Origin of the sequence: Hydrogenophaga sp. (assembly GCF_050250835.1) — a bacterium.
In the GTDB taxonomy this organism is placed as follows: Bacteria; Pseudomonadota; Gammaproteobacteria; order Burkholderiales; family Burkholderiaceae_C; genus Hydrogenophaga.
Window position 1 is genome coordinate 184409 of record NZ_JBFWNX010000002.1, and the last position, 19639, is coordinate 204047.

General features: G+C 65.8%; 17 protein-coding genes. 5 read left to right on the plus strand and 12 right to left on the minus strand.

Annotated elements, in window-relative coordinates; genetic code table 11:
* Positions 1-12 precede the first annotated feature (12 nt).
* The 3 genes from AB7F11_RS04095 (at position 13) to AB7F11_RS04105 (ending at position 3360) form a co-directional block, all read left to right on the plus strand.
* A complete protein-coding gene (locus tag AB7F11_RS04095; RefSeq protein ID WP_428289496.1) occupies positions 13-1176 on the plus strand; it encodes a Gfo/Idh/MocA family protein in 1164 nt (387 codons plus the stop codon).
* A 4-nt stretch (positions 1177-1180) separates the two neighbouring features.
* Entirely contained in the window at positions 1181-2368 is a 1188-nt protein-coding gene (locus tag AB7F11_RS04100; RefSeq protein ID WP_428289497.1) for a dihydrodipicolinate synthase family protein, read from the plus strand.
* A gap of 113 nt (positions 2369-2481) precedes the next feature.
* Positions 2482-3360 (plus strand): sugar phosphate isomerase/epimerase family protein, encoded by an 879-nt coding sequence (locus AB7F11_RS04105; RefSeq protein WP_428289498.1) that lies wholly within the window; start codon positions 2482-2484, stop codon positions 3358-3360.
* Between the two features lie 244 nt (positions 3361-3604).
* On the opposite strand, the gene AB7F11_RS04110 is transcribed toward AB7F11_RS04105, so the two are convergent.
* The 3 genes from AB7F11_RS04110 to AB7F11_RS04120 form a co-directional block, all read right to left on the minus strand.
* Positions 3605-3913 (minus strand): hypothetical protein, encoded by a 309-nt coding sequence (locus tag AB7F11_RS04110; RefSeq protein ID WP_428289499.1) that lies wholly within the window; start codon positions 3911-3913, stop codon positions 3605-3607.
* A 111-nt stretch (positions 3914-4024) separates the two neighbouring features.
* Positions 4025-6556, minus strand: coding sequence for a DUF1631 family protein (locus tag AB7F11_RS04115; RefSeq protein ID WP_428289500.1), 2532 nt, complete (start codon positions 6554-6556; stop codon positions 4025-4027).
* Between the two features lie 185 nt (positions 6557-6741).
* Positions 6742-7992, minus strand: coding sequence for an MFS transporter (locus AB7F11_RS04120; RefSeq protein ID WP_428289501.1), 1251 nt, complete (start codon positions 7990-7992; stop codon positions 6742-6744).
* 90 nt (positions 7993-8082) lie between these two features.
* On the opposite strand from AB7F11_RS04120, the gene AB7F11_RS04125 reads away from it, so the two are divergent.
* Positions 8083-8916: an AraC family transcriptional regulator gene (locus AB7F11_RS04125; RefSeq protein ID WP_428289502.1), complete on the plus strand. Its 834-nt coding sequence runs from the start codon at positions 8083-8085 to the stop codon at positions 8914-8916.
* Between the two features lie 97 nt (positions 8917-9013).
* Positions 9014-9286, plus strand: a complete 273-nt coding sequence (locus AB7F11_RS04130) for a hypothetical protein (protein ID WP_428289503.1) — start codon at positions 9014-9016, stop codon at positions 9284-9286.
* Here the strand turns inward: AB7F11_RS04130 and AB7F11_RS04135 are convergent.
* The 9 genes from AB7F11_RS04135 to AB7F11_RS04175 form a co-directional block, all read right to left on the minus strand.
* Complete coding sequence (locus AB7F11_RS04135; protein ID WP_428289504.1) at positions 9270-10694, minus strand: coniferyl aldehyde dehydrogenase; 1425 nt, start codon at positions 10692-10694, stop codon at positions 9270-9272. The two genes, AB7F11_RS04130 and AB7F11_RS04135, sit on opposite strands and share 17 nt — an antisense overlap.
* Before the next feature lie 81 nt (positions 10695-10775).
* Positions 10776-13394 (minus strand): ATP-dependent chaperone ClpB, encoded by a 2619-nt coding sequence (clpB, locus tag AB7F11_RS04140; RefSeq protein ID WP_428289505.1) that lies wholly within the window; start codon positions 13392-13394, stop codon positions 10776-10778.
* Positions 13395-13504: 110 nt separating this feature from the next.
* Positions 13505-14266 carry a GNAT family N-acetyltransferase gene (locus AB7F11_RS04145; protein WP_428299855.1) on the minus strand — a complete coding sequence of 254 codons (762 nt, stop codon included), beginning with the start codon at positions 14264-14266 and terminating at the stop codon, positions 13505-13507.
* Positions 14267-14279: 13 nt separating this feature from the next.
* Positions 14280-14753 carry a molybdenum cofactor biosynthesis protein MoaE gene (locus tag AB7F11_RS04150; RefSeq protein WP_428289507.1) on the minus strand — a complete coding sequence of 158 codons (474 nt, stop codon included), beginning with the start codon at positions 14751-14753 and terminating at the stop codon, positions 14280-14282.
* A 1-nt stretch (position 14754) separates the two neighbouring features.
* Positions 14755-15006 (minus strand): molybdopterin converting factor subunit 1, encoded by a 252-nt coding sequence (gene moaD / locus AB7F11_RS04155; RefSeq protein WP_428289508.1) that lies wholly within the window; start codon positions 15004-15006, stop codon positions 14755-14757.
* Positions 15003-16298, minus strand: coding sequence for a molybdopterin molybdotransferase MoeA (locus AB7F11_RS04160; protein WP_428289509.1), 1296 nt, complete (start codon positions 16296-16298; stop codon positions 15003-15005). Before AB7F11_RS04160 ends, moaD begins: the two co-directional genes overlap by 4 nt.
* Positions 16295-16840, minus strand: coding sequence for a molybdopterin-guanine dinucleotide biosynthesis protein B (gene mobB, locus AB7F11_RS04165; RefSeq protein WP_428289510.1), 546 nt, complete (start codon positions 16838-16840; stop codon positions 16295-16297). The genes AB7F11_RS04160 and mobB overlap by 4 nt, the downstream gene beginning before the upstream one ends.
* The gene (gene thrC / locus AB7F11_RS04170) at positions 16837-18297 is read right to left on the minus strand and encodes a threonine synthase (protein WP_428289511.1); all 1461 of its coding nucleotides are present in this window, start codon (positions 18295-18297) and stop codon (positions 16837-16839) included. The genes mobB and thrC overlap by 4 nt, the downstream gene beginning before the upstream one ends.
* Positions 18297-19619: a homoserine dehydrogenase gene (locus AB7F11_RS04175; RefSeq protein ID WP_428289512.1), complete on the minus strand. Its 1323-nt coding sequence runs from the start codon at positions 19617-19619 to the stop codon at positions 18297-18299. The genes thrC and AB7F11_RS04175 overlap by 1 nt, the downstream gene beginning before the upstream one ends.
* Positions 19620-19639: the final 20 nt, after the last annotated feature.

Below are 19639 nucleotides of genomic sequence, written 5' to 3' on the forward strand. Positions count from 1 at the left end.
CGGAGACCCCACATGGCAACCAAGAAACTCGGCCTCATCATGCACGGCGTGACCGGGCGCATGGGCATGAACCAGCACCTGATCCGCTCCATCTGCGCCATCCGCGCCCAGGGCGGCGTGACGCTCTCCAACGGCGACAAGGTCTTGCCCGACCCCATCCTGATTGGCCGCAACGCCGAGAAGATGGAAGCCCTGGCCAAGGCCCATGGCATTGCACGCTGGGGCACCGACCTGGACGCCGCACTGGCGAACACGGACGACACGGTGTTCTTCGACGCCGGCACCACGCAGATGCGCCCCACCCTGCTGGCCAAGGCCATTCGCTCGGGCAAACATGTCTACTGCGAAAAACCCATCGCCACCAACCTGAACGAAGCGGTGGAGATTGCGCGACTGGCGCAAGCCTCCGGGCTCAAGCACGGTGCCGTGCAGGACAAGCTCTTCCTGCCTGGTCTGCGCAAGCTCGACATGCTGCGCCGCGCCGGCTTCTTCGGCCGCATGCTCAGCGTGCGCCTCGAGTTCGGCTACTGGGTCTTCGAGGGTGACCTGCAACCGATCCAGCGACCCAGCTGGAACTACCGCAAGGAAGACGGCGGCGGCATGATCCTGGACATGATGTGCCACTGGCGCTATGTGCTGGACAACCTGTTCGGCGAGGTGAAGTCGGTCTCCTGCCTGGGCACCACGCACATTCCCAGACGCTGGGACGAAGCCGGCAAGCCCTACGAATGCACCGCCGACGACGCGGCCTACGCCACGGTGGAACTCACCGGCCACAACGGCGAGCCGGTCATCGCGCAGATCAACATGAGCTGGGTCACGCGCGTGAACCGCGAAGACCTGGTGACGTTCCACGTCGACGGCACACATGGCTCTGCCGTGGCCACACTGACCGGCTGCAAGGCCCAGAGTCGCGTGAACACGCCGCGCCCGGTGTGGAATCCGGACGTCAAGAACACCATGAATTTTTCCGAGCAGTGGCAGGACGTGCCCGACACGCAGGTCTACGACAACGGCTTCAAGATCCAGTGGGAACATTTCATTCGCCACGTAGTGGAGGACGAACCCTACAGGTGGACGCTGCCGGAAGGCGCCAAGGGCGTGCAACTGGTGGAGGTGGCGTTGCAGAGCTGGCAGGAACGCCGCTGGGTCGATGTGCAACCTCTGGCGGTGTGACGCCATGGCCCACTCGCTCAAACTCCCCAACGCCTCTGGAAACATCGAGGCCTACACCCTGCGCGGCACCAACCCGGTACAAGCGGCGGCGGGCGTGAAGTTCAACCGCATCGCCTACTCCGCCGCCCACGTGGTGGCCGACCCGCTCGCCGCCATCGACCCCTGGCTGCAATGCGCAGTGGACTGGGATGCCACCATCGCCTACCGACAGCGGCTGTGGTCTCTTGGCCTGGGGGTGGCCGAGGCCATGGACACCGCGCAGCGCGGCATGGGGCTGGACTGGCCCACCTCACTCGAACTCATCCGCCGCTCGCTCGATGCCGCGAAGGATGTGCCCGGCGCACTGGTGGCATCGGGCTGCGGCACCGACCACCTGGTGCCGGAGAACGTGAAGACGGTCGATGAGGTCATCGCGGGCTACGAAGAGCAGATGGCCGCCATCGAAAAACTCGGCGGCAAACTGATCGTGATGGCCAGCCGGGCACTCGCCCGCGTGGCCAGGAGCCCGGCCGACTACGAACGTGTGTACGACCGCATCCTCAGCCAGGCGAGGCAACCGGTGGTGCTGCACTGGCTGGGCGACATGTTCGATCCCGCGCTCAAGGGCTACTGGGGCAGCATCGACACCGATCGCGCGATGGACACCGCGCTGGCGGTGATTGCCGCACACCCCGACAATGTCGACGGCATCAAGATTTCACTGCTCGACAAGGAGAAGGAGATCGCCATGCGCCGGCGCCTGCCCAGAGGCGTGCGCATGTACACCGGCGACGACTTCAATTACGCCGAACTCATTGCCGGCGACGGCTGGGGCACCGAGACCACGCAAGGCCAGAGCGACGCCCTGCTTGGCATCTTTGACGCCATCGCCCCCGCCGCCAGCGCCGCGCTGGGCGAGCTCGCCCGGGGAAACCTGCAGAAGTTCCACGACATCCTGGGACCCACAGTCCCACTCTCGCGCCACATCTTTGCCGCGCCCACGCGCTTCTACAAAACCGGCGTGGTCTTCATGGCCTGGCTCAACGGCCACCAGCGCCACTTCACCATGGTGGGTGGCCAGCAGAGCACCCGCTCCCTGCCGCACTTCGCCGAACTCTTCCGGCTCGCCGATGCAGCAAACCTGCTGGAGCAGCCCGAGCTCGCCGTGCATCGCATGAAGACCCTGCTGGCGTTGCACGGCGTCAACCCCTAACCCTTCGGGCTGCATTCCGCACATCCTGAGCTTGTCGAAGGAACAAAGCCCATCCACACCCTTCACGCGAACCCTTCGACAAGCTCAGGGCGAACGGATATCAGAGCATCTCCATGCGCGATTTCTCCCAGGACCACCGCTGGCTGTCCATCAACACCGCCACAGTTCGCAAGAGCCATGGCCAGGAACAGCCGCTCACCGACATCATCGAAGCTTGCGCACGCCATGGCATCCGGGCCATCTCGCCCTGGCGCGACCAGGTCGCCGCCAGCGGCTTGAAAGCCATCAGCGGTCTTGTGAAGACCCACGGCCTGAAGCTCTCGGGCTACTGCCGGGGCGGCATGTTCCCCGCCACCGACGCGGCCGGCCTGCAAGCCGCGCACGACGACAACCACCGCGCGGTGGACGAAGCCTGTGAACTCGGCGCCACCTGCCTCGTGCTCGTGGTCGGCGCGTTGCCTGGCGCCCTGGCCGGCCAGGCAGCACACAAGGACATCGCGCGGTCGCGTCAGCAAGTGCAGGACGGCATTGGTGAACTGCTCGCTTATGCCAGAACCAGCGGCATGCCGCTGGCCATCGAGCCCCTGCATCCCATGTACGCTGCCGACCGCGCCTGCGTGAACACCCTGGAACACGCACTCGACCTCTGCGATCTGCTCGACCCTGCGAAGAGCGGCGCTCTCGGCGTGGCGGTAGACGTGTACCACGTGTGGTGGGACCCGAAACTGCAGGCGCAGATTGAACGCGCCGGCAAGCAGCGCCTGCTCGCTTTCCACGTTTGTGACTGGCTCACCCCCACCACCGACCTGCTCAACGACCGGGGCATGATGGGCGACGGCGTCATCGACATTCCCCGCATTCGCGGCTGGGTGGAAGACCAGGGCTTCAACGGCTTCAGCGAGGTGGAGATCTTTTCCACCGGGAACTGGTGGCAGCGTGATCGCGACGCGGTGTTGAGGACCTGCATTGAACGGCACCGCAGCGACGTTTGACCGCGCTCTTCAACCCATGGAATGCAGGCCCACCTGGTTGCCTTCGGTGTTGATGCCTCGCTATGGACGATGGCGCCGCCCTCGCCCTGCTGGTCGGGCGACAGCATGCCAGGACGTTCGGCGGGGTCGACACAGGGCACTCCGGTTGAAAACCGGGGCCTGTTCCCACTGTTTTTCCAAGTGCGAATGGAGTGGAAACAGCACCCATCGAGGCGCGCGACGACGGCCAGACCGGGTGTCTGGCCTAGGAGTGCACCGAAGAGTGGCGCTGTTTCCACCCCATTCCCTTCGGGTGGCGGCCAAGAAGGCCATGCACCGGGATGGGAGCTGAGAGATCCCGCACCTTCATTTCATCGGGCAGCAGCAACGTGCCAGACGTGCGCTGCTGCAGGCGGCGTTGCTCGCCTCGTTCGGTGACATCGTTGAGGACGGATACGAACCACATCAACAGCAGGCCGGCGGTGGCGGCTGCGAGCCAGATCCCCATGTGCGAAAAATAGACTTGCCAGGCATCGTCGATGCGGTTGGCCAGGTGGGCGTTGATGCGGTTCATGGGCGCTCCTCGATGCGTTGTGGGTCTTCAACGCATGATTCCAGCCAACACGGCACCGGGCTGTCGGTGCAGTTCGTCGGGGGATGTAGGAGGATGCTGACGCGCGGCCGCTCAGGCCGCTTCGGATTCCACGGAACGCGACGCCGAGGCGGCGTCCGCCTTCTTCATGGCCTTGAGCGCCTTCTTGACCACGCCCTGGCCGTCGATGGGGCGCAACAGGCGGTTGGCGATCAGGCGCTCGCAGCTTCGCTTGGTCATGGAATGGGGGCGTCCGCCCCGGCTGACAAACATGAACAGCGTGCCTTTGCTGCTGGCCCAGATGAGCTGGGCGCGCAGCCACTCGCGGCGTGAGAACAGATCGACCCAGTCGCCTTCGCGCAGGCCCGACAGAACGGCGGCGGCATTGAGGTCGGCGCTTTCCTGCTGGGTCAGCCCCATTGCCTCATCCTCGGCATCGTGTCCGCTTTCTGGGGCCTCGTTGGGAACGGGCTCGGTCAGGTCGCCATAGTCCGTGGGCAGCGTGTCCTCGAATCCCGCGGCTTCCAGCTCGCGCTGGCCCAGCCAGGGCTGGGCTTTGGGCTTGGGTTTGCGCTGCTCGGGCGTGGCAGGCAGGGTTTCGTCGAGCTCCAGGGACATGGAGCCTGGGATCTCGGACGAGGCGGCCTCCAGCGGCGCGGGATCGGAGTTGTTCGCGTCGTTGCGGATGCGCGCACGACGCAGGCCCAGCACCGGCTGGTGCAGGCGCATCAAGGCGTCGAAGAAGGGTTTGGTCTCCTCGCGGGTCTTGCCCAGCATGTCCAGCCCGGCGTGCAGGTTGGACAGCATGCCCGGAATCATGGCAAACAGTTCCTTGGGGCGCTTGAGGGTGACCTCTTTCTTCACGCTCCAGAGCAGGTTGGAAACGGTCTTGCGGTAGCCGCCTGGGTCCGCCTGGCTTTCGGTGTCGTTGAGCTGGGCCGAGGCCATCACGAGTGCCCAGGGACCATAGAGGAAGTCCAGGATGACGCCCGGTGCGTTGTCCACATCGGGGCGTTGACTGAGGTCCCAGGCGATCTGGTCGGCCAGCGCCTGGCGCTCTTCGGCGTGACGAATCGACTGCAGGCCCGGGTCCTGCACAAGCATTTCCTGCCGGTCTTCCTCTTCCCAGATGGCCTTGAGGCGGCTGAGAACCTGCGCGAAGGGTTCGGGCTCGCCGCTGCCGTTGGCATTGAGGTCGTTGAACGCCTTCTGCACAGGCAGAAAGAAGACTTCAAACTCGCTGGAAAACTCGTCGTTGTACTTGAAGCTGCGTTGCGCCACACCTTCGATCAGGCGGCGACCGGGGTGACTGTCTTCATTGAAGAAACGCGGATTGGCCAACGCCAGGCGCAGCAGCGCAGGCTCGAGCGCCACCACCGCTTCGCGCACTGGTGCCAGCAGCAAGGGATCGCTGGCCACCTGGCTGACCAGCGTGCGGACCAGATCCAGGCCCACCGCCTGGGCCACGCGCTGCGCCTTCTGCTTGAGGTGCATGAGCACGCGCGCGCGCTCGTGGGCGGCCGCGAACTCGCCCCAGGCCTTGCGGCTGAGCTGGCTGGCGGTGCCCACTTCCCGCGCCGGCCGATCCACCACCGGAAGGTCGCGGTAGCGAGTGCTCTGCTCCAGAATCATCGACTCATCGAGCACCGGAATGGCGGCAAACGCTTCGATGGCGGCCAGCTCCTCGCTCACCTGGTCGTAGTAGTCGTGCGTGAGCGGCTGGTCGTAGTGGCTGCCACCGTGACTGAGAAATTCGTGGAACACCTCGTTGTCGACACGGCTGCGCAGCCGCGCCAGTTCCGGCATGGCTGGCAGGCTCTCGGCCATGGCCCAGGACGGACGACTGGGCAGGCTCACCGGGTCATTGATGTCGTGCCAGTGGCTCACGCCGGACGATCCACTGGAAACGCCGAGCTCGCCGACGCGACTGGACAGGCCGCCGGAACGCGTGGACAGCCCGCCCGAACGGGTGGAATGCCCACCTTCAGTGGCCAGGCGCACGCGGTAGCCCGCTTCGCGCACGTTGGCGCGTTGCAGGATCAGCGCCACGCGCTCATACAGCTTTTGCAGCTCGCGCCCTATCGGCTCGCCCATGTGGCGCAGCCACAGGCCGCGCACCTGCGGGTCCTGCTCCACGGTGGCCATGGTCTCGCGCAAGGCCCGCACGAACACCGAAGGGCGCATGGGATTGCGCTCGGGCTGCACGGTGGGCAGGCTCAGCACCGAACTCATGAGGGCGTCGAGCACGGTGAGCTGCTGCTCCACTGCAGGCAGCAGGCTGTGTACCAGGCGGGCCGATTCAAGCGACTCGTTGACGGCCTCCTCCTCCACCAGCGAGAGCAGGGACGATTCGCCGAGCAGCGCGGGACGCGAGGTCTGCACCTCAGGTGCGGCTTCGAGCGCTTCGTGCAGGTGCTGCGGGAACGAGGAGCCCCAGTGGATCTTGTTCTGGAGCAGTCCCCACCAGGCCAGGGCGAGCTGGTCGCGCTGCTTCACTTCCTTGGACGCTTTCTCGGCCGCCTGCAAGCTGGCAATGGCCGCGTCAACGCAGCGCGCGATCAGTTCTGAGGCGCTGTTGCGAGCTTCCTGGAAGCACTGCTGCAGCAATCGGGAGGGCACCGTCATGGACTCTGTCTGCGGTGGTCTGCCGCTGGATGGAAAAGGGGTCTGGGGCCTGACAACGGGCCTTACCCGTTGTTATACCTGTTGCATCGGCACGCGGCATGACCATCTGGAGTGCCACCCACACCGGAGGTCGCATGGCGGCGACCGCTGCGCGGGTCGCGCGCAGGATATGCAGAAGAAAGACCTCAGACCCCGGCAACCGGCAGCAGCGGCGTGCGCCGCGCGCGTCGCACGTTGAAGGCGCTGGCGATCAGCACGAGCTGCACCAAAGCCAGGCCCAGCAGCACCCCACGGAACTGGCCGTGGTCCATGAGCAGGCCGAAGATCAGCGGAGCAATGGCCTGGCCGATATCCAGCCCCGAATAGACCACGCCATAGACACGGCCGGTGGCATTCTCGGGGGTGGATTTCTTCACCAGCAAGTCGCGCGAAGGGCCCGCAATGCCAGAGGTGAAACCCATGGCGCCAAACAGCACTGGCACCGCCGCCGCGGGCACATCGCCCAGCGCCAGCAACAGGGCCACGCCGGCCGCCAGGCCAAAGCCCACGCCCACCACGCGTTCGCAGCGCGCCGGGTCTGAAGCCAGAAAGCCCCCCAGCACCATGCCACCGGCCGCACACACCATGTAGGTGGTCAGGCACACCGCCACCAGCGCCAGCGGCACGCCATGCAACTGGCCGGCTGCCACGGGCGCGAAGGCCTGCACCACGCTGAGGGCCATGGCATAGAAAAAGAAAAACCCGAAGCACATCCACACTGCCGGGATGCGCAGAAAGGCCATGGCATCTTCGGCGTGCACAGGGCTGCTGCCCTGCACCGGCCTGGGCGCCGCAGGCAGGCTCAGGCGCTCGCGGTGCAACCACAGCACGGCCAGCACCACAAACGCGAGCACTCCGGCGCTGGCCAGCGCCACGCGCCAGGAAAAAGCCAGGGCGATCGGCACCATCATGGCTGGCGCCAATGCCCAGCCCAGGCTGCCGGTGATGCCGTGCACGCTGTAGGCATGCCCCAGGCGGGGTGCGCTCACCTTGCGGTTGAGCAGCGTGTAGTCCACCGGATGGAACACGCCATTGCCCACGCCCGCGACGATGGCGAAAAAGGCCATCATCCAGTAGCCGGTGCTGACCGCGAAGCCAAAGGCCGCCAGCCCCAGCAGTGTGAGCCCGGCAAACAGCACCGGGCGCGGTCCGAAGCGGTCCACCACGAAACCCGAGGTGGCCTGCACCGCGCAGGAGGTAACGAAGAACACCGTCATCAGAAAGCCAAGTTCGGCGTAGCTGGCGTTGAACGCATCCTTGAGCCACGGAAACAGCGGCGCCAACAGCAACTGGCTGAAGTGGCTGATGAGGTGAGCCAGCCCGACCAGGCCGATGAGGCTGGCATCCTGGCGAAGGGCAACGGGAGGCAAGGGATGGGCGGTGCTTGAGGAAGACATGGCGCGATCGTAGACTCAAGGTCTTCTGCAGAATCGCGACGATCTGTCACCTTTCCGCGAAAACCAGCCAACCCTGCACCCACCCCTCGAATGTCCGCCGCCCGCCGCCTGCGCCCCACGCCCCTGGGCGATCCCGATCCTTTCACGCCCGACGCGGTGCGTCCGGTGCGCGTGCGCTCCCGCGCGCTCAGCGCCGACACCCACTTCGAGCCCCACAACCACCCCTGGGGCCAACTGGCCTACTGCGCCACCGGCATCGTGCAGGTGATGACGGTGCCGCACGACCCCGGCCTGCAGGCGGTCACCTACATCGTGCCGCCCTCGCGTGCGGTCTGGATCGCGCCGGGCCTGCGCCACGCCGTCACGGTGCGCGAAGCCGCCGAACTGCGCACGCTCTACATCCACGCCGGGTCCGCGCCCAAGGGTTGGCACGACTGCCGCATGATCGTTGTCTCGCCGCTGTTGAGAGAATTGATTCAGGCCATGGACGCCGCCACCCGACGCGCCGCCGAACCCGCGCGCGACCGCCTGCTGGCCGGCCTGGTGCTGGACGAACTGGCCCATGCCGACACCCAGCCCCTGGGCGTGCCGCTGCCACGAGACAAGCGACTGCGTGCCCTGTGCGAGGCCGTGCTCAACGCGCCCGGCGAACGCGCCACGCTCGCCGAATGGGCGGCCGACACCGGCGCGAGCGAGCGCACGGTGGCGCGCCTGTTCCGCGACGAACTGGGCACCACCTACCAGCGCTGGCGGCAGCAGGCGGTGATCGCCCATGCCCTGCCCTTGCTGGCGCGCGGCGTTCCCATCGGCCAGGTGGCTGCCGCCACGGGCTATGCGAGCGACAGCGCCTTCAGCGCCATGTTCAAGGCCGCCATGGGTCATGCGCCCACGCGGTGGAGCTCGCAGATGCCTACCCGCACCTGAACCTGAACCTGAACCTGAATCTGCTTCCAGCCTTTCTGCGTTGGGACGTCAAGGCGTTGTCATATCCCTCTGGCAATCTGCAGCAGGGACCAAAGACATGAGCCACGTCAGACGCTTCGCCAAAACGCCCCGTGCCTGGGAGGCACTGGCCCGCCCCGACCTGGTGGGCCGGCAGGTGCACACCCTGCTGCTGATGGCCAACGGTCGGCGAAGCTTGCAGGAACTCTCGCTGCTGCTGGGTGAGGACGTGGGCGAACTCGCGCTCGATTTGCAGCACCGCGGCCTGCTGCAAGACACATCAGCGGTTTCGTCTGCGCTGGACGCGGACGAGGAAGAAGCCGGGAGAGACCCGCTCAGAGCCAGCGCTTGAGCAGGCCCATCACGCGATCGAACCTCACCCCATAAGGGGGGTAGAACAGATGGCCCATGGCCCAGCGCGATTGCTCCAGCACCGGCTTTTGCTGGGTGAAGCGCAGGAAACCGGATTCGCCGTGGTAAGAGCCCCAGCCGCTGTCGCCAACGCCGCCAAAGGGCAGCCCCTCATGGGCCACGTGCATCAGCGTGTCGTTGACCGTCACGCCACCACTGACCGTGCTGCGCAACAAGCGGTCGCGCGAAGCCGAATCAGTACCAAACCAGTACTGGGCCAGCGGACGGGGCCGCGCGTTGATGAAGGCGATGGCTTCGTCCATCGTGTCATACGGCAGCACGGGCAGGATGGGCCCGAAGAGCTCTTCCTTCATCAGGCGCAGCTCGGGAGCCGGGTTGAACACCAGGGTGGGGTTCATCTGGCGACTGGAGGCAGGCGTGGGGCCTGACGAAGGCGACAGGTCCACCACCCTTGCGCCCTGGGCGCGGGCTTCGTCCAGCAGGGCGGTGAGGCGTGCCAGGTGGCGATCGCTCACGATGGCCGCGTAGTCGGGATTGCCGGCGATGGTGGGGAACAGCTGGGCCACGGCGGCGGCGTAGGCTTGCTCGAACGCGGCTTCCTGGCCGCGCGGCAGCAGCACGTAATCGGGCGCAATGCAGGTCTGGCCCGCATTGAGCAGTTTCCCGTGGGCGATCTTGATGGCCGCAGTGTTCAGGTCGCATGAGGCATCCACCACGCAAGGCGACTTGCCGCCGAGTTCAAGCGTGGTGGGCGTGAGGTTGGCGGCTGCCGCAGCGGCCACCATGCGACCGACCGACGTGGATCCGGTGAAGAAAAGGTGGTCGAACGGTAAGGCAGAAAACGCCTGCGCCACATCGGCCCCGCCGAGCACGACGCTGAACTCGTCGGCCGAGAAGGCCTGCTGCACCAGCGAAGCCATGAGGGCCGAGGTGTGGGGCGTGAGTTCACTGGGTTTGAGCAGCACGCGGTTGCCAGCGGCCAGCGCGGTGGCCGCTGGCCCCAGGTTGAGTTGCAGCGGGTAATTCCAGGGGCCGATGACGCCGACCACGCCCAGCGGCTGGCGCTGAATGTGGGCGCGGGCGGGCAGCAGGTAGAGCGGCGTCGCCACACGCTGCGATTTCATCCAGCGCGGCAGTTCTTTCAGCAACTGTCCGATGGCGGCGCGCAGCACGAAGAGATCGGCCGCCTCGGTGAGCTGGCGGGAACGAACACCGAAATCGGCCTGAATGGCGTCGGACAGCGCGGGGGCGTTGGTCTCGATCAATGCGCGCAGCCGAGCGAGCCGGTCGCGTCGAACCGCCAGGGGCACGTCGATCTGCGCACGGCTGGCATGGTGCTGTGCGTCGAACAGCGCCTTCAGGGGAAGGGTGGGAGGGATCTGCGTCATGAAGGGCATGATAGGCCGCAGGTTCTCCCGTGGGTAGAGCCGAGCCCCCATCCGCGATGGATGGCGGCCCGGCGCGGCCGATCAGGCTTCGGCCACCGCGTCACCAAACTGGAAAACGCCGGGATCGCGCACTGGATCCACCTCCACCGGGATCACCGATTTCGGCGGGTAGCGGCCTTCCAGCAGGAACTTCGAGAGCGGATTCTCGATGCGCTGCTGGATGGCGCGCTTGAGCGGACGGGCGCCAAACACCGGGTCGAAGCCAACCTTGGCCAATTCGGCCAGCGCCGCCGCCGACACCTTGAGGTGCAGGTCCATCCTGGCCAGGCGGGCCTCCAGCACTTTGAGCTGGATCGCGGCAATCGACTCGATGTGCTGCGCATCCAGCGCATGGAACACCACGGTCTCGTCAATGCGGTTCAGGAACTCGGGCCGGAAGTGGTTCTTGAGCTCGCCCCACACGGCTTCCTTCACATCGTCGTAGGGCTCGCCCACCATGGCCTGGATCAATGGCGAGCCGATGTTGCTCGTCATGACGATCACGGTGTTCTTGAAATCCACGGTTCGACCCTGGCCATCGGTGAGGCGGCCGTCGTCGAGCACCTGCAGCAGCACGTTGAACACGTCCGGATGGGCTTTTTCAACCTCGTCGAGCAGCAGCACGCTGTAAGGCTTGCGGCGCACGGCCTCGGTGAGGTAACCGCCTTCCTCGTAGCCCACGTAGCCGGGTGGCGCGCCGATGAGGCGGGCCACGGAGTGCTTCTCCATGAACTCGCTCATGTCGATGCGCACCAGGTGGTCTTCGCTGTCGAACAGGAAGCCGGCCAAGGCTTTGCACAGCTCGGTCTTGCCCACGCCGGTGGGGCCGAGGAACAGGAACGAGCCGGTGGGCCGGTTGGGATCGGACAGGCCCGAACGCGAACGGCGGATGGCATTGGCCACCGCAGAGATGGCCTCGTCCTGGCCGACCACGCGCTCGTGCAACTTGCCTTCCATCAGCAGCAGCTTGTCGCGCTCTCCCTGCATGAGCTTGGACACCGGGATGCCGGTGGCACGGGCCACGACCTCGGCGATCTCTTCGGCACCCACCTGGGTGCGCAAGAGCTGAGGGCGGCCCTTGCCGTCCTTGTTATGCGCCTTGCCAGACTCCACCGCCTGCGCGTCCTTCAGGCGCTTCTCCAGCTCGGGCAGTTTGCCGTATTGCAGTTCGGCGACCTTGTTGAAGTCACCCTTCTCGGTGAAAGTCTTGATCTGCGAGCGGATGCGGTCCATCTCTTCCATCACGTCCTTGGAGCCCAGTGCGGAGGCCTTCTCGGCCTGCCAGATCTCGTCGTAGTCGGCGATTTCCTTCTTCAGGCGGCCAATTTCCTCCTCGATCAGGCCAAAGCGTTTCTGCGAGGCTTCGTCTTTCTCGCGGCGCACCGCCTCGCGCTCGATCTGAAGCTGGATCATCCGGCGATCGAGCCGATCCATCACTTCAGGTTTGGAATCGAGTTCGATCTTGATCTTGGACGCGGCCTCGTCGATCAGGTCAATGGCCTTGTCCGGCAGGAAGCGGTCTGTGATGTAGCGCTGGCTGAGTTCGGCCGCGGCCACGATGGCCGGGTCGGTGATCTGCACGCCGTGGTGAACCTCGTACTTTTCCTGCAAGCCGCGCAGGATGGCAATGGTGGCCTCCACGCTGGGCTCGCCCACCAGGATCTTCTGGAAGCGGCGCTCCAGCGCGGCGTCTTTCTCGATGTACTTGCGGTATTCGTCGAGCGTGGTGGCGCCCACACAGTGCAGCTCGCCGCGCGCGAGCGCCGGCTTGAGCATGTTGCCCGCGTCCATGGCGCCTTCGGCCTTGCCGGCGCCCACCATCGTGTGGAGCTCGTCGATGAAGACGATGGTCTGGCCTTCATCCTTGGCCAGCTCGTTCAACACGGTTTTCAGGCGTTCTTCGAACTCACCGCGAAACTTTGCGCCGGCCAGCAGCGCGGCCATGTCCAGGCTGAGCACCCGCTTGCCTTTGAGCGAGTCGGGCACTTCACCGGCCACGATGCGCTGGGCCAGGCCTTCGACGATGGCGGTCTTGCCCACGCCGGGTTCGCCGATCAGCACGGGATTGTTCTTGGTGCGGCGCTGCAGAACCTGGATGGCACGGCGGATTTCATCGTCGCGCCCGATCACAGGGTCGAGCTTGCCCAGGCGGGCGCGCTCGGTGAGGTCGAGCGTGTATTTCTTGAGCGCCTCGCGCTGGCCTTCGGCCTCGGGGTTGTCCATTTTCTGGCCACCGCGCACGGCCGTGATGGCCGACTCCAGGCTCTTGCGGTTCAGGCCGTTCTCGTTGGCGATGCGGCCCAGTTCACCCTTGCTGTCGGCCACGGCAAGCAGAAAAAGTTCGCTGGCGATAAATTGATCGCCTCGCTTGATGGCCTCTTTTTCGGTGGCCTGCAGCAGCTTTGCCAGATCGGGGCCCACCTGCACCTGGTCCTGCCCTTGCACTTCAGGCAGTCGTTTCATGGCCGCCTCGGCGGCCATGCTCAGGCCAGGCACGTTGACACCGGCGCGTTGCAGCAGGGATTGCGGCCCGTCGGCCTGGCGCAGCAACGCCAGCAGCAAATGGACCGGTTCGATGTAAGCGTGATCGCTGCCCAGCGCCAGCGTCTGGGCTTCGCTCAGCGCTTCCTGGAACTTGGTGGTGAGTTTGTCGAGTCGCATGTCGGGGCTCTCCGGATATTCAGAACTTCACCGCACATGGGTGTGCTCACCCCATTTTCAAGCCAGCAGGCGCCAACACCCGCAGCCTCGCGCCACTGGGTTGACGCAGATCAAGCGCTGGGCGGTTGCGTGCGGCGCCAGTAGGCGTATGGCCAGGCGGTGCCGAATCCGAGCCGGCGGTAGAGCGAGAGCGCGGGCGCGTTGCTGGCATCCACCTGCAGGAACACCCGCTCGATGCCCCGGCGTTCGGCCTCCTGCGCCATGGTGCGCAGCAAACGCGCGGCCAGACCGCGGCCGCGCTGCGCAGCCGCGGTCCGCATGCCGTGGACACCCAGCCAGCCATGGCTGAACGAGGCTGCGCCGCAGGCGAGCGTCTGGCCGTCCTCACGCCAACTGGCATACATCGTTCCCGCCGCCCGAGCGAGCGAACGCGCCCGGCTGATGCCGTCGACCGGGTCCAGTCCCTCGCCCAGGAACATGGCCAGCCAGGCGGCATCGGGCGCTGCCGCCAGCTCGCCCGCCAGGCCGGCAGGCATCGCCAGGAGATCGGCCACGCGGGCGGTCTGGGTCAGCGTGGGTTGCCTGCGGGTGAAGCCCTGTCTTTGCAGCGCACGGTGCATGCCGTGGAATGCGTCGATGTCGGGCAGGCGGAACACTGGTGCGAAACCCCGCGCCTCGTACCGATTCACGATGGCGTTCAACACGCCGGTATCTGGCTGCTCGTGCGACAGCGGCACCGCGCTGTGGGCTCGCCCCACCGTGCCACCATCCATGGGCAACAACCAGCCGGGCAGGATCTCCACCGCCTCGGGCGCCACCGCTTGCAGCGTGGCGCGTTCCAGTGTTTCGATGTCAGAGGCGCGCAGTGGCATGCGGGCCGGATGCTCAGCCATTCTTCACCTCGATGCCCCAACGCGCCAAGGCCGCGTCGTCGCTCACACGGGCGTCCACCCAGCGTGCGCCTTGCGGCGTCTGTTCCTTTTTCCAGAATGGCGCCTGGGTCTTGAGGTAGTCCATGAGGAATTCGCAAGCCTGGAAACTCTCGCCCCGGTGCGCGGAGGTCACCACCACAAGCACGATCTGGTCCAGCGGCTGCAGGAGGCCCACGCGATGGATCACACGCGCGCCAAACAGGTCGAAGCGCTGATGGGCCTCGTCGATCATGGCCTCGATGGATTTTTCCGTCATGCCGGGGTAGTGCTCCAGCTCCAGGGTGTTCACGCTCTGGCCATCGTTGCGGTCGCGCACCGTGCCGATGAAGCTGCAGACCGCGCCCACACGCTTGTCCTGCAAACGCAGCTTCGCCACCTCCGCAGAGAGATCGAAATCCTCGGCCTGGATGCTGACGCGTGGCCCCATCTCAGCCACCTGTCACTGGCGGGAAGAAGCCCACTTCGGCGCCTTCGCTCACGACAGCGGACTCTTCGCTCATGGTCTGGTTCAACGCCACACGCACCGACTTGCCCAGGGCCAGGGCTTCGGCATAGGCACCGCCACGTGCCACCAGCTCGGCACGCAAGGCACCCAGCGTGGTGGCCTGAGTGTCCACCGATTCGGCACCCTTGCCGAGCGTTTCGCGCAGGGAGGCAAAGTAACGCAATTGGACTTTCATGCCAGCAGATCCGAAAACGAGAGGTAGGAAACAAGGTCGCCGCGCGCAATGGTGGTGCCGGCCGGGTTGTCGACCAGGCCATCGCCCCACACCGCCGAGGTGAGCACGCCCGAGCTCTGGTTGGGAAACAGGTCGAGACCGCCGGCGGCGTTGCGGCGCACGCGCAGGAATTCGCGGCGTTTGTCGGCGCGCGCCACGGAGAAATGCGCAGGCAGCTTCACAGGTGGCGGCAGGGCATGCACACCGTCGACGGGAACACCTTGCAGCTTGAGCAGGAACGGGCGCACGAGGAGCAGAAAGGTGACGAAACTCGACACCGGGTTGCCGGGCAGGCCGATGAAGTGACAGGGGGTGCTGGCGGCGGGGCCGGCACCCGCATCGCGCCGCACGCTGCCGTAGGCAAAGGGCTTGCCGGGCTTCATGCCAATCTGCCAAAGGTCCAGACTGCCCAGCTGCTGCACCGAGGGTTTGATGTGATCTTCCTCGCCCACCGAGACGCCACCGCTGGTGAGGATGAGGTCGTGGTGATCGGCAGCGGTCTTGAGTGCGGCCAGCGTGGCCTCGCGCCGATCGGGCACGATGCCCAGGTCGCTCACCTCACACCCCATGCGGTGCAACAAGGCACGCAGGAAAAAGCGGTTGGAGTTGTAGATGGCGCCTGGCTTCATGGCCTCGGGCGCCACCTCCCCGGGCATGACGAGTTCGTCGCCGGTCGAGAAAAGGGCCACGCGCGGGCGAACCTTCACGCTCAGGCGGGCGCGACCCAGGCTCGCGGCCAGCCCGAGGCCAGAAGGTGCCAGCCGCTGGCCGCGCGCGAGCACGACCGCACCGCGCGTCACGTCTTCCCCTGCACGCCGCACCCATTGCCCAGCCTCGGGCACGGCCTGGATGTGCACGGCGTGAATGTCGCCGCCGACCTCGACCGTGTCTTCCTGCATCACCACGGCGTCTGCGCCCTCGGGCATGGGCGCACCTGTGAAGATGCGTGCGCAGGTGCCAGGCTCCAGCGGCTGGGCCGCGTGGCCGGCAGCAATGCGCTGGCTCACGCGCAGGACCACCCCAGTTTCGGTGACATCGGCCACACGCACCGCATAGCCGTCCATCGAGGAGTTGTCGTTGGGCGGCACCTGCAAGGCCGACACCAGGTCTTCAGCCAGCACACGGCCGTCGGCATCGAAAGTGGCCACGGTTTCCACCGCCGTGAGCGCTTCGACGCGACCGAGCAAGTCGGCCATGGCCGCGTCCAGCGACATCAGCGGAGCGCGGGCGGCGGATTTCTGTGGGGCGTTCATGACAGGCTCGTGTATCGGTCGCGGCTGGGGTATTCGAACCGTTGTGCATTGTCGAGCAACCAGGCGGCCACGTCATCGGCGCGGTTCAAATCCAGCACCGGGCGCAGGGCGGGCTCGGGCAGGGCCTCTGGGCTGTCGGTGGCGATGGCGACCACGAAGGGATCAGCCGGGTAACGCACCGGCACTGAACTGGCGGCCCGCCAGACCTCGATCTTGGGCAGGTCGCTCTCTTTGAAGCCCTCGACCAGCACCCAGTCCACTTCGGGGTGCAACTCGGCCAGCAGCGCATGCACATCGTGCTCCACGCGCTCGGTGAGTTCGCGCATGATCACGACGCGCCGGGGGGAGGCGGCCAACACCTCGAAGGCGCCCGCCTCCCGATGGCGCCAGGTGTCCTTGCCGGGGTGGTCGATGTCGAAGCGGTGGTGCGCGTGCTTGATCACCGAGACGCGCTGGCCGCGCAAACGCAGCGCACCGATGAGCTGCTCCACCAGGGTGGTCTTGCCCGATCCGGAAAACCCCGCGAAGCCGGCGACCCTCATGCGCGTGGCGCGCAATGCTCGGCGATGAAGGCCTGCACGGCAGCGGTGTCTGCGGGCATCACCTTCACGCGCTTGGGCAGTTGCTCAATACCGTTGAACTTCGACGGCCGATCGGGCTGGCGCCCCAGCGCCTCGACAATGGTCTCGGCGAACTTGATGGGCAAGGCGGTCTCCAGCACGATCATGGGCACGGCTGTGTCCTGGTGCTCGCGCGCCACCTTCACGCCATCGGCCGTGTGGGTGTCGATCACCACGCCGTGGCGTGCATGAACGTCGCGAATGGTCGTCAGGCGGTCCGCGTGGGTGCTTTTGCCGCTGCGAAAACCGTAGCGGCCTGCGGCAGCGGCAAACGCCGGATCGGCACTCAGATCGAAGCGGCCGGTGCGCGTAAGCGTTTCGCCGAACAGCGCCTTCACGCGCGCACCATCGCGTCCCAGCAGGTCGAAGACAAAACGCTCGAAGTTGCTGGCCTTGGAGATGTCCATCGACGGGCTGGAGGTCTCGTGCGTATCGGCACTGGCGCGCACACGGTACACGCCGGTGCGGAAGAACTCATCGAGCACGTCGTTTTCGTTGGTGGCCACCACCAGCTGGTGGATCGGCAAACCCATCTGGCGTGCGACATGGCCAGCGCAGACGTTGCCGAAGTTGCCCGACGGCACTGTGAAATCCACACGCTCCGATCGCCCTGAGCCTGTCGAAGGTTCGGTGGCTTGAAAATAGCCTGCGAAGTAGTAAACCACCTGCGCCAGCAACCGCGCCCAGTTGATCGAGTTCACCGTCCCGATCCGATAGGCATGTTTGAAAGCCAGATCGTTGCTGACGTTCTTGACGATGTCCTGGCAGTCGTCGAATACACCCTCAATGGCGATGTTGTGGATGTTCTCGTCCATCAGACTGAACATCTGCGCCTGCTGGAACGGGCTCATGCGGCCATGGGGGCTGAGCATGAAGACACTCACACCCTGCTTGCCGCGCATCGCGTATTCCGCCGCGCTACCGGTGTCGCCGCTGGTGGCACCCAGAATGTTGAGCGCTTCCCCGCGCCGGCCGAGTTCGTATTCGAAGAGGTTGCCCAGCAACTGCATGGCCATGTCCTTGAAGGCCAGCGTAGGGCCGTTGGACAGCGCCTCCAGATAGAACCCGTTTTCCAGCTTCTTCAGCGGCACGATCTGCGGCGTACCGTACACCGCTTCGGTGTAGGTCTTCTCGCACAGCGCGCGCAGGTCGGTCGCAGGGATGTCGTCGATGTAGAGCGAGAGGATCTCGAAAGCCAGCCCGGCATAGCCACCGCTGCCCCCCCCATTGAACACCTGGCGCCAGCGCGCAAGCGTGGCCGCATCCACCTGAGGATAGTGGTCCGGCAGGTACAAGCCACCGTCGGGCGCCAGACCTTCCAGAAGGATCTCGCAGAAGCGCTTTCGCCCGGGATCGCCGCGCGTGGACAGGTACCGCATCAGTTCAACTCTTCCTTGCGGATGCGCACGATGGGCGCCAGCACGGTCGGCAGTTGCTGCAATTGGGCCAGCGCGTCGTCCATGGTGCCTTCATGGGTGTTGTGCGTGAGGATGATCAGGTCGGTCGAGGTGCCACCTTCGCCGCTGACTTCATCGGCCTCGCGCTGCAGCACCGCGTCGATGCTGATGCCCGCCCCGGCGAGCAGGCCCGTCACCTTGGCCAGCACACCCGCCTGGTCGGCCACGCGCAGTCGCAGGTAATAGCTCGTCACGACCTCGCGCATCGGCAGCACACGCAGGTCGCTCATGGCGTCGGGCTGGAAAGCCAGATGCGGCACGCGGTGGTGCGGGTCCGCGGTGTGAAGGCGGGTGATGTCCACCAGGTCGGCAATGACAGCGCTGGCGGTGGGCTCGCTGCCAGCACCCTTGCCGTAGTACAGGGTGGCACCCACGGCATCGCCGTGAACCACCACGGCGTTCATCGCGCCTTCCACGTTGGCAATGAGCCGCTTCGAAGGCACCAGGCTGGGATGCACGCGCAGTTCAATCCCTTGCGCCACGCGCTTGGTGATGCCCAGCAGCTTGATGCGGTAGCCGAGCTGTTCGGCGTACTTGATGTCGGTGGCGCCGAGCTGGGTGATGCCCTCGACATAGGCCTTGTCGAACTGCACCGGGATGCCGAAGGCGATGGCGCTCATGAGCGTGACCTTGTGTGCGGCATCCACGCCTTCAATGTCGAACGTGGGATCGGCCTCGGCGTAGCCCAGGCGCTGCGCCTCCTTGAGCACGACGCTGAAATCCAGCCCCTTGTCGCGCATTTCGGAAAGGATGAAATTGGTGGTGCCGTTGATGATGCCGGCGATCCACTGGATGCTGTTGGCGGTGAGCCCTTCGCGCAGCGCCTTGATGATGGGAATCCCTCCCGCGACAGCGGCTTCGAAAGCCACCATCACGCCCCTGGCCGAGGCGGCGGCAAAAATCTCGGTGCCATGCACCGCGAGCAACGCCTTGTTGGCGGTCACCACGTGCTTGCCGGCGGCAATGGCTTCCATCACCAGCGAACGGGCAATGCCGTAGCCGCCGATGAGTTCGATGACGATGTCGATGTCCGGGTTGGCGATCACCTCGCGGGCGTCCTTCACCACCTTCACGCCAGGCCCTACGATGGACTGTGCGCGCTCGGTGTCCAGATCGGCCACCATGGTGATCTCGATGCCGCGGCCGGCGCGTCGGCGGATTTCTTCCTGGTTGCGACGGAGCACGTTGAACGTGCCGCTGCCTACGGTGCCTATGCCCAGGAGGCCTACTTGGATCGGTTTCATGTCGGTCTTGGTTGCGGAAC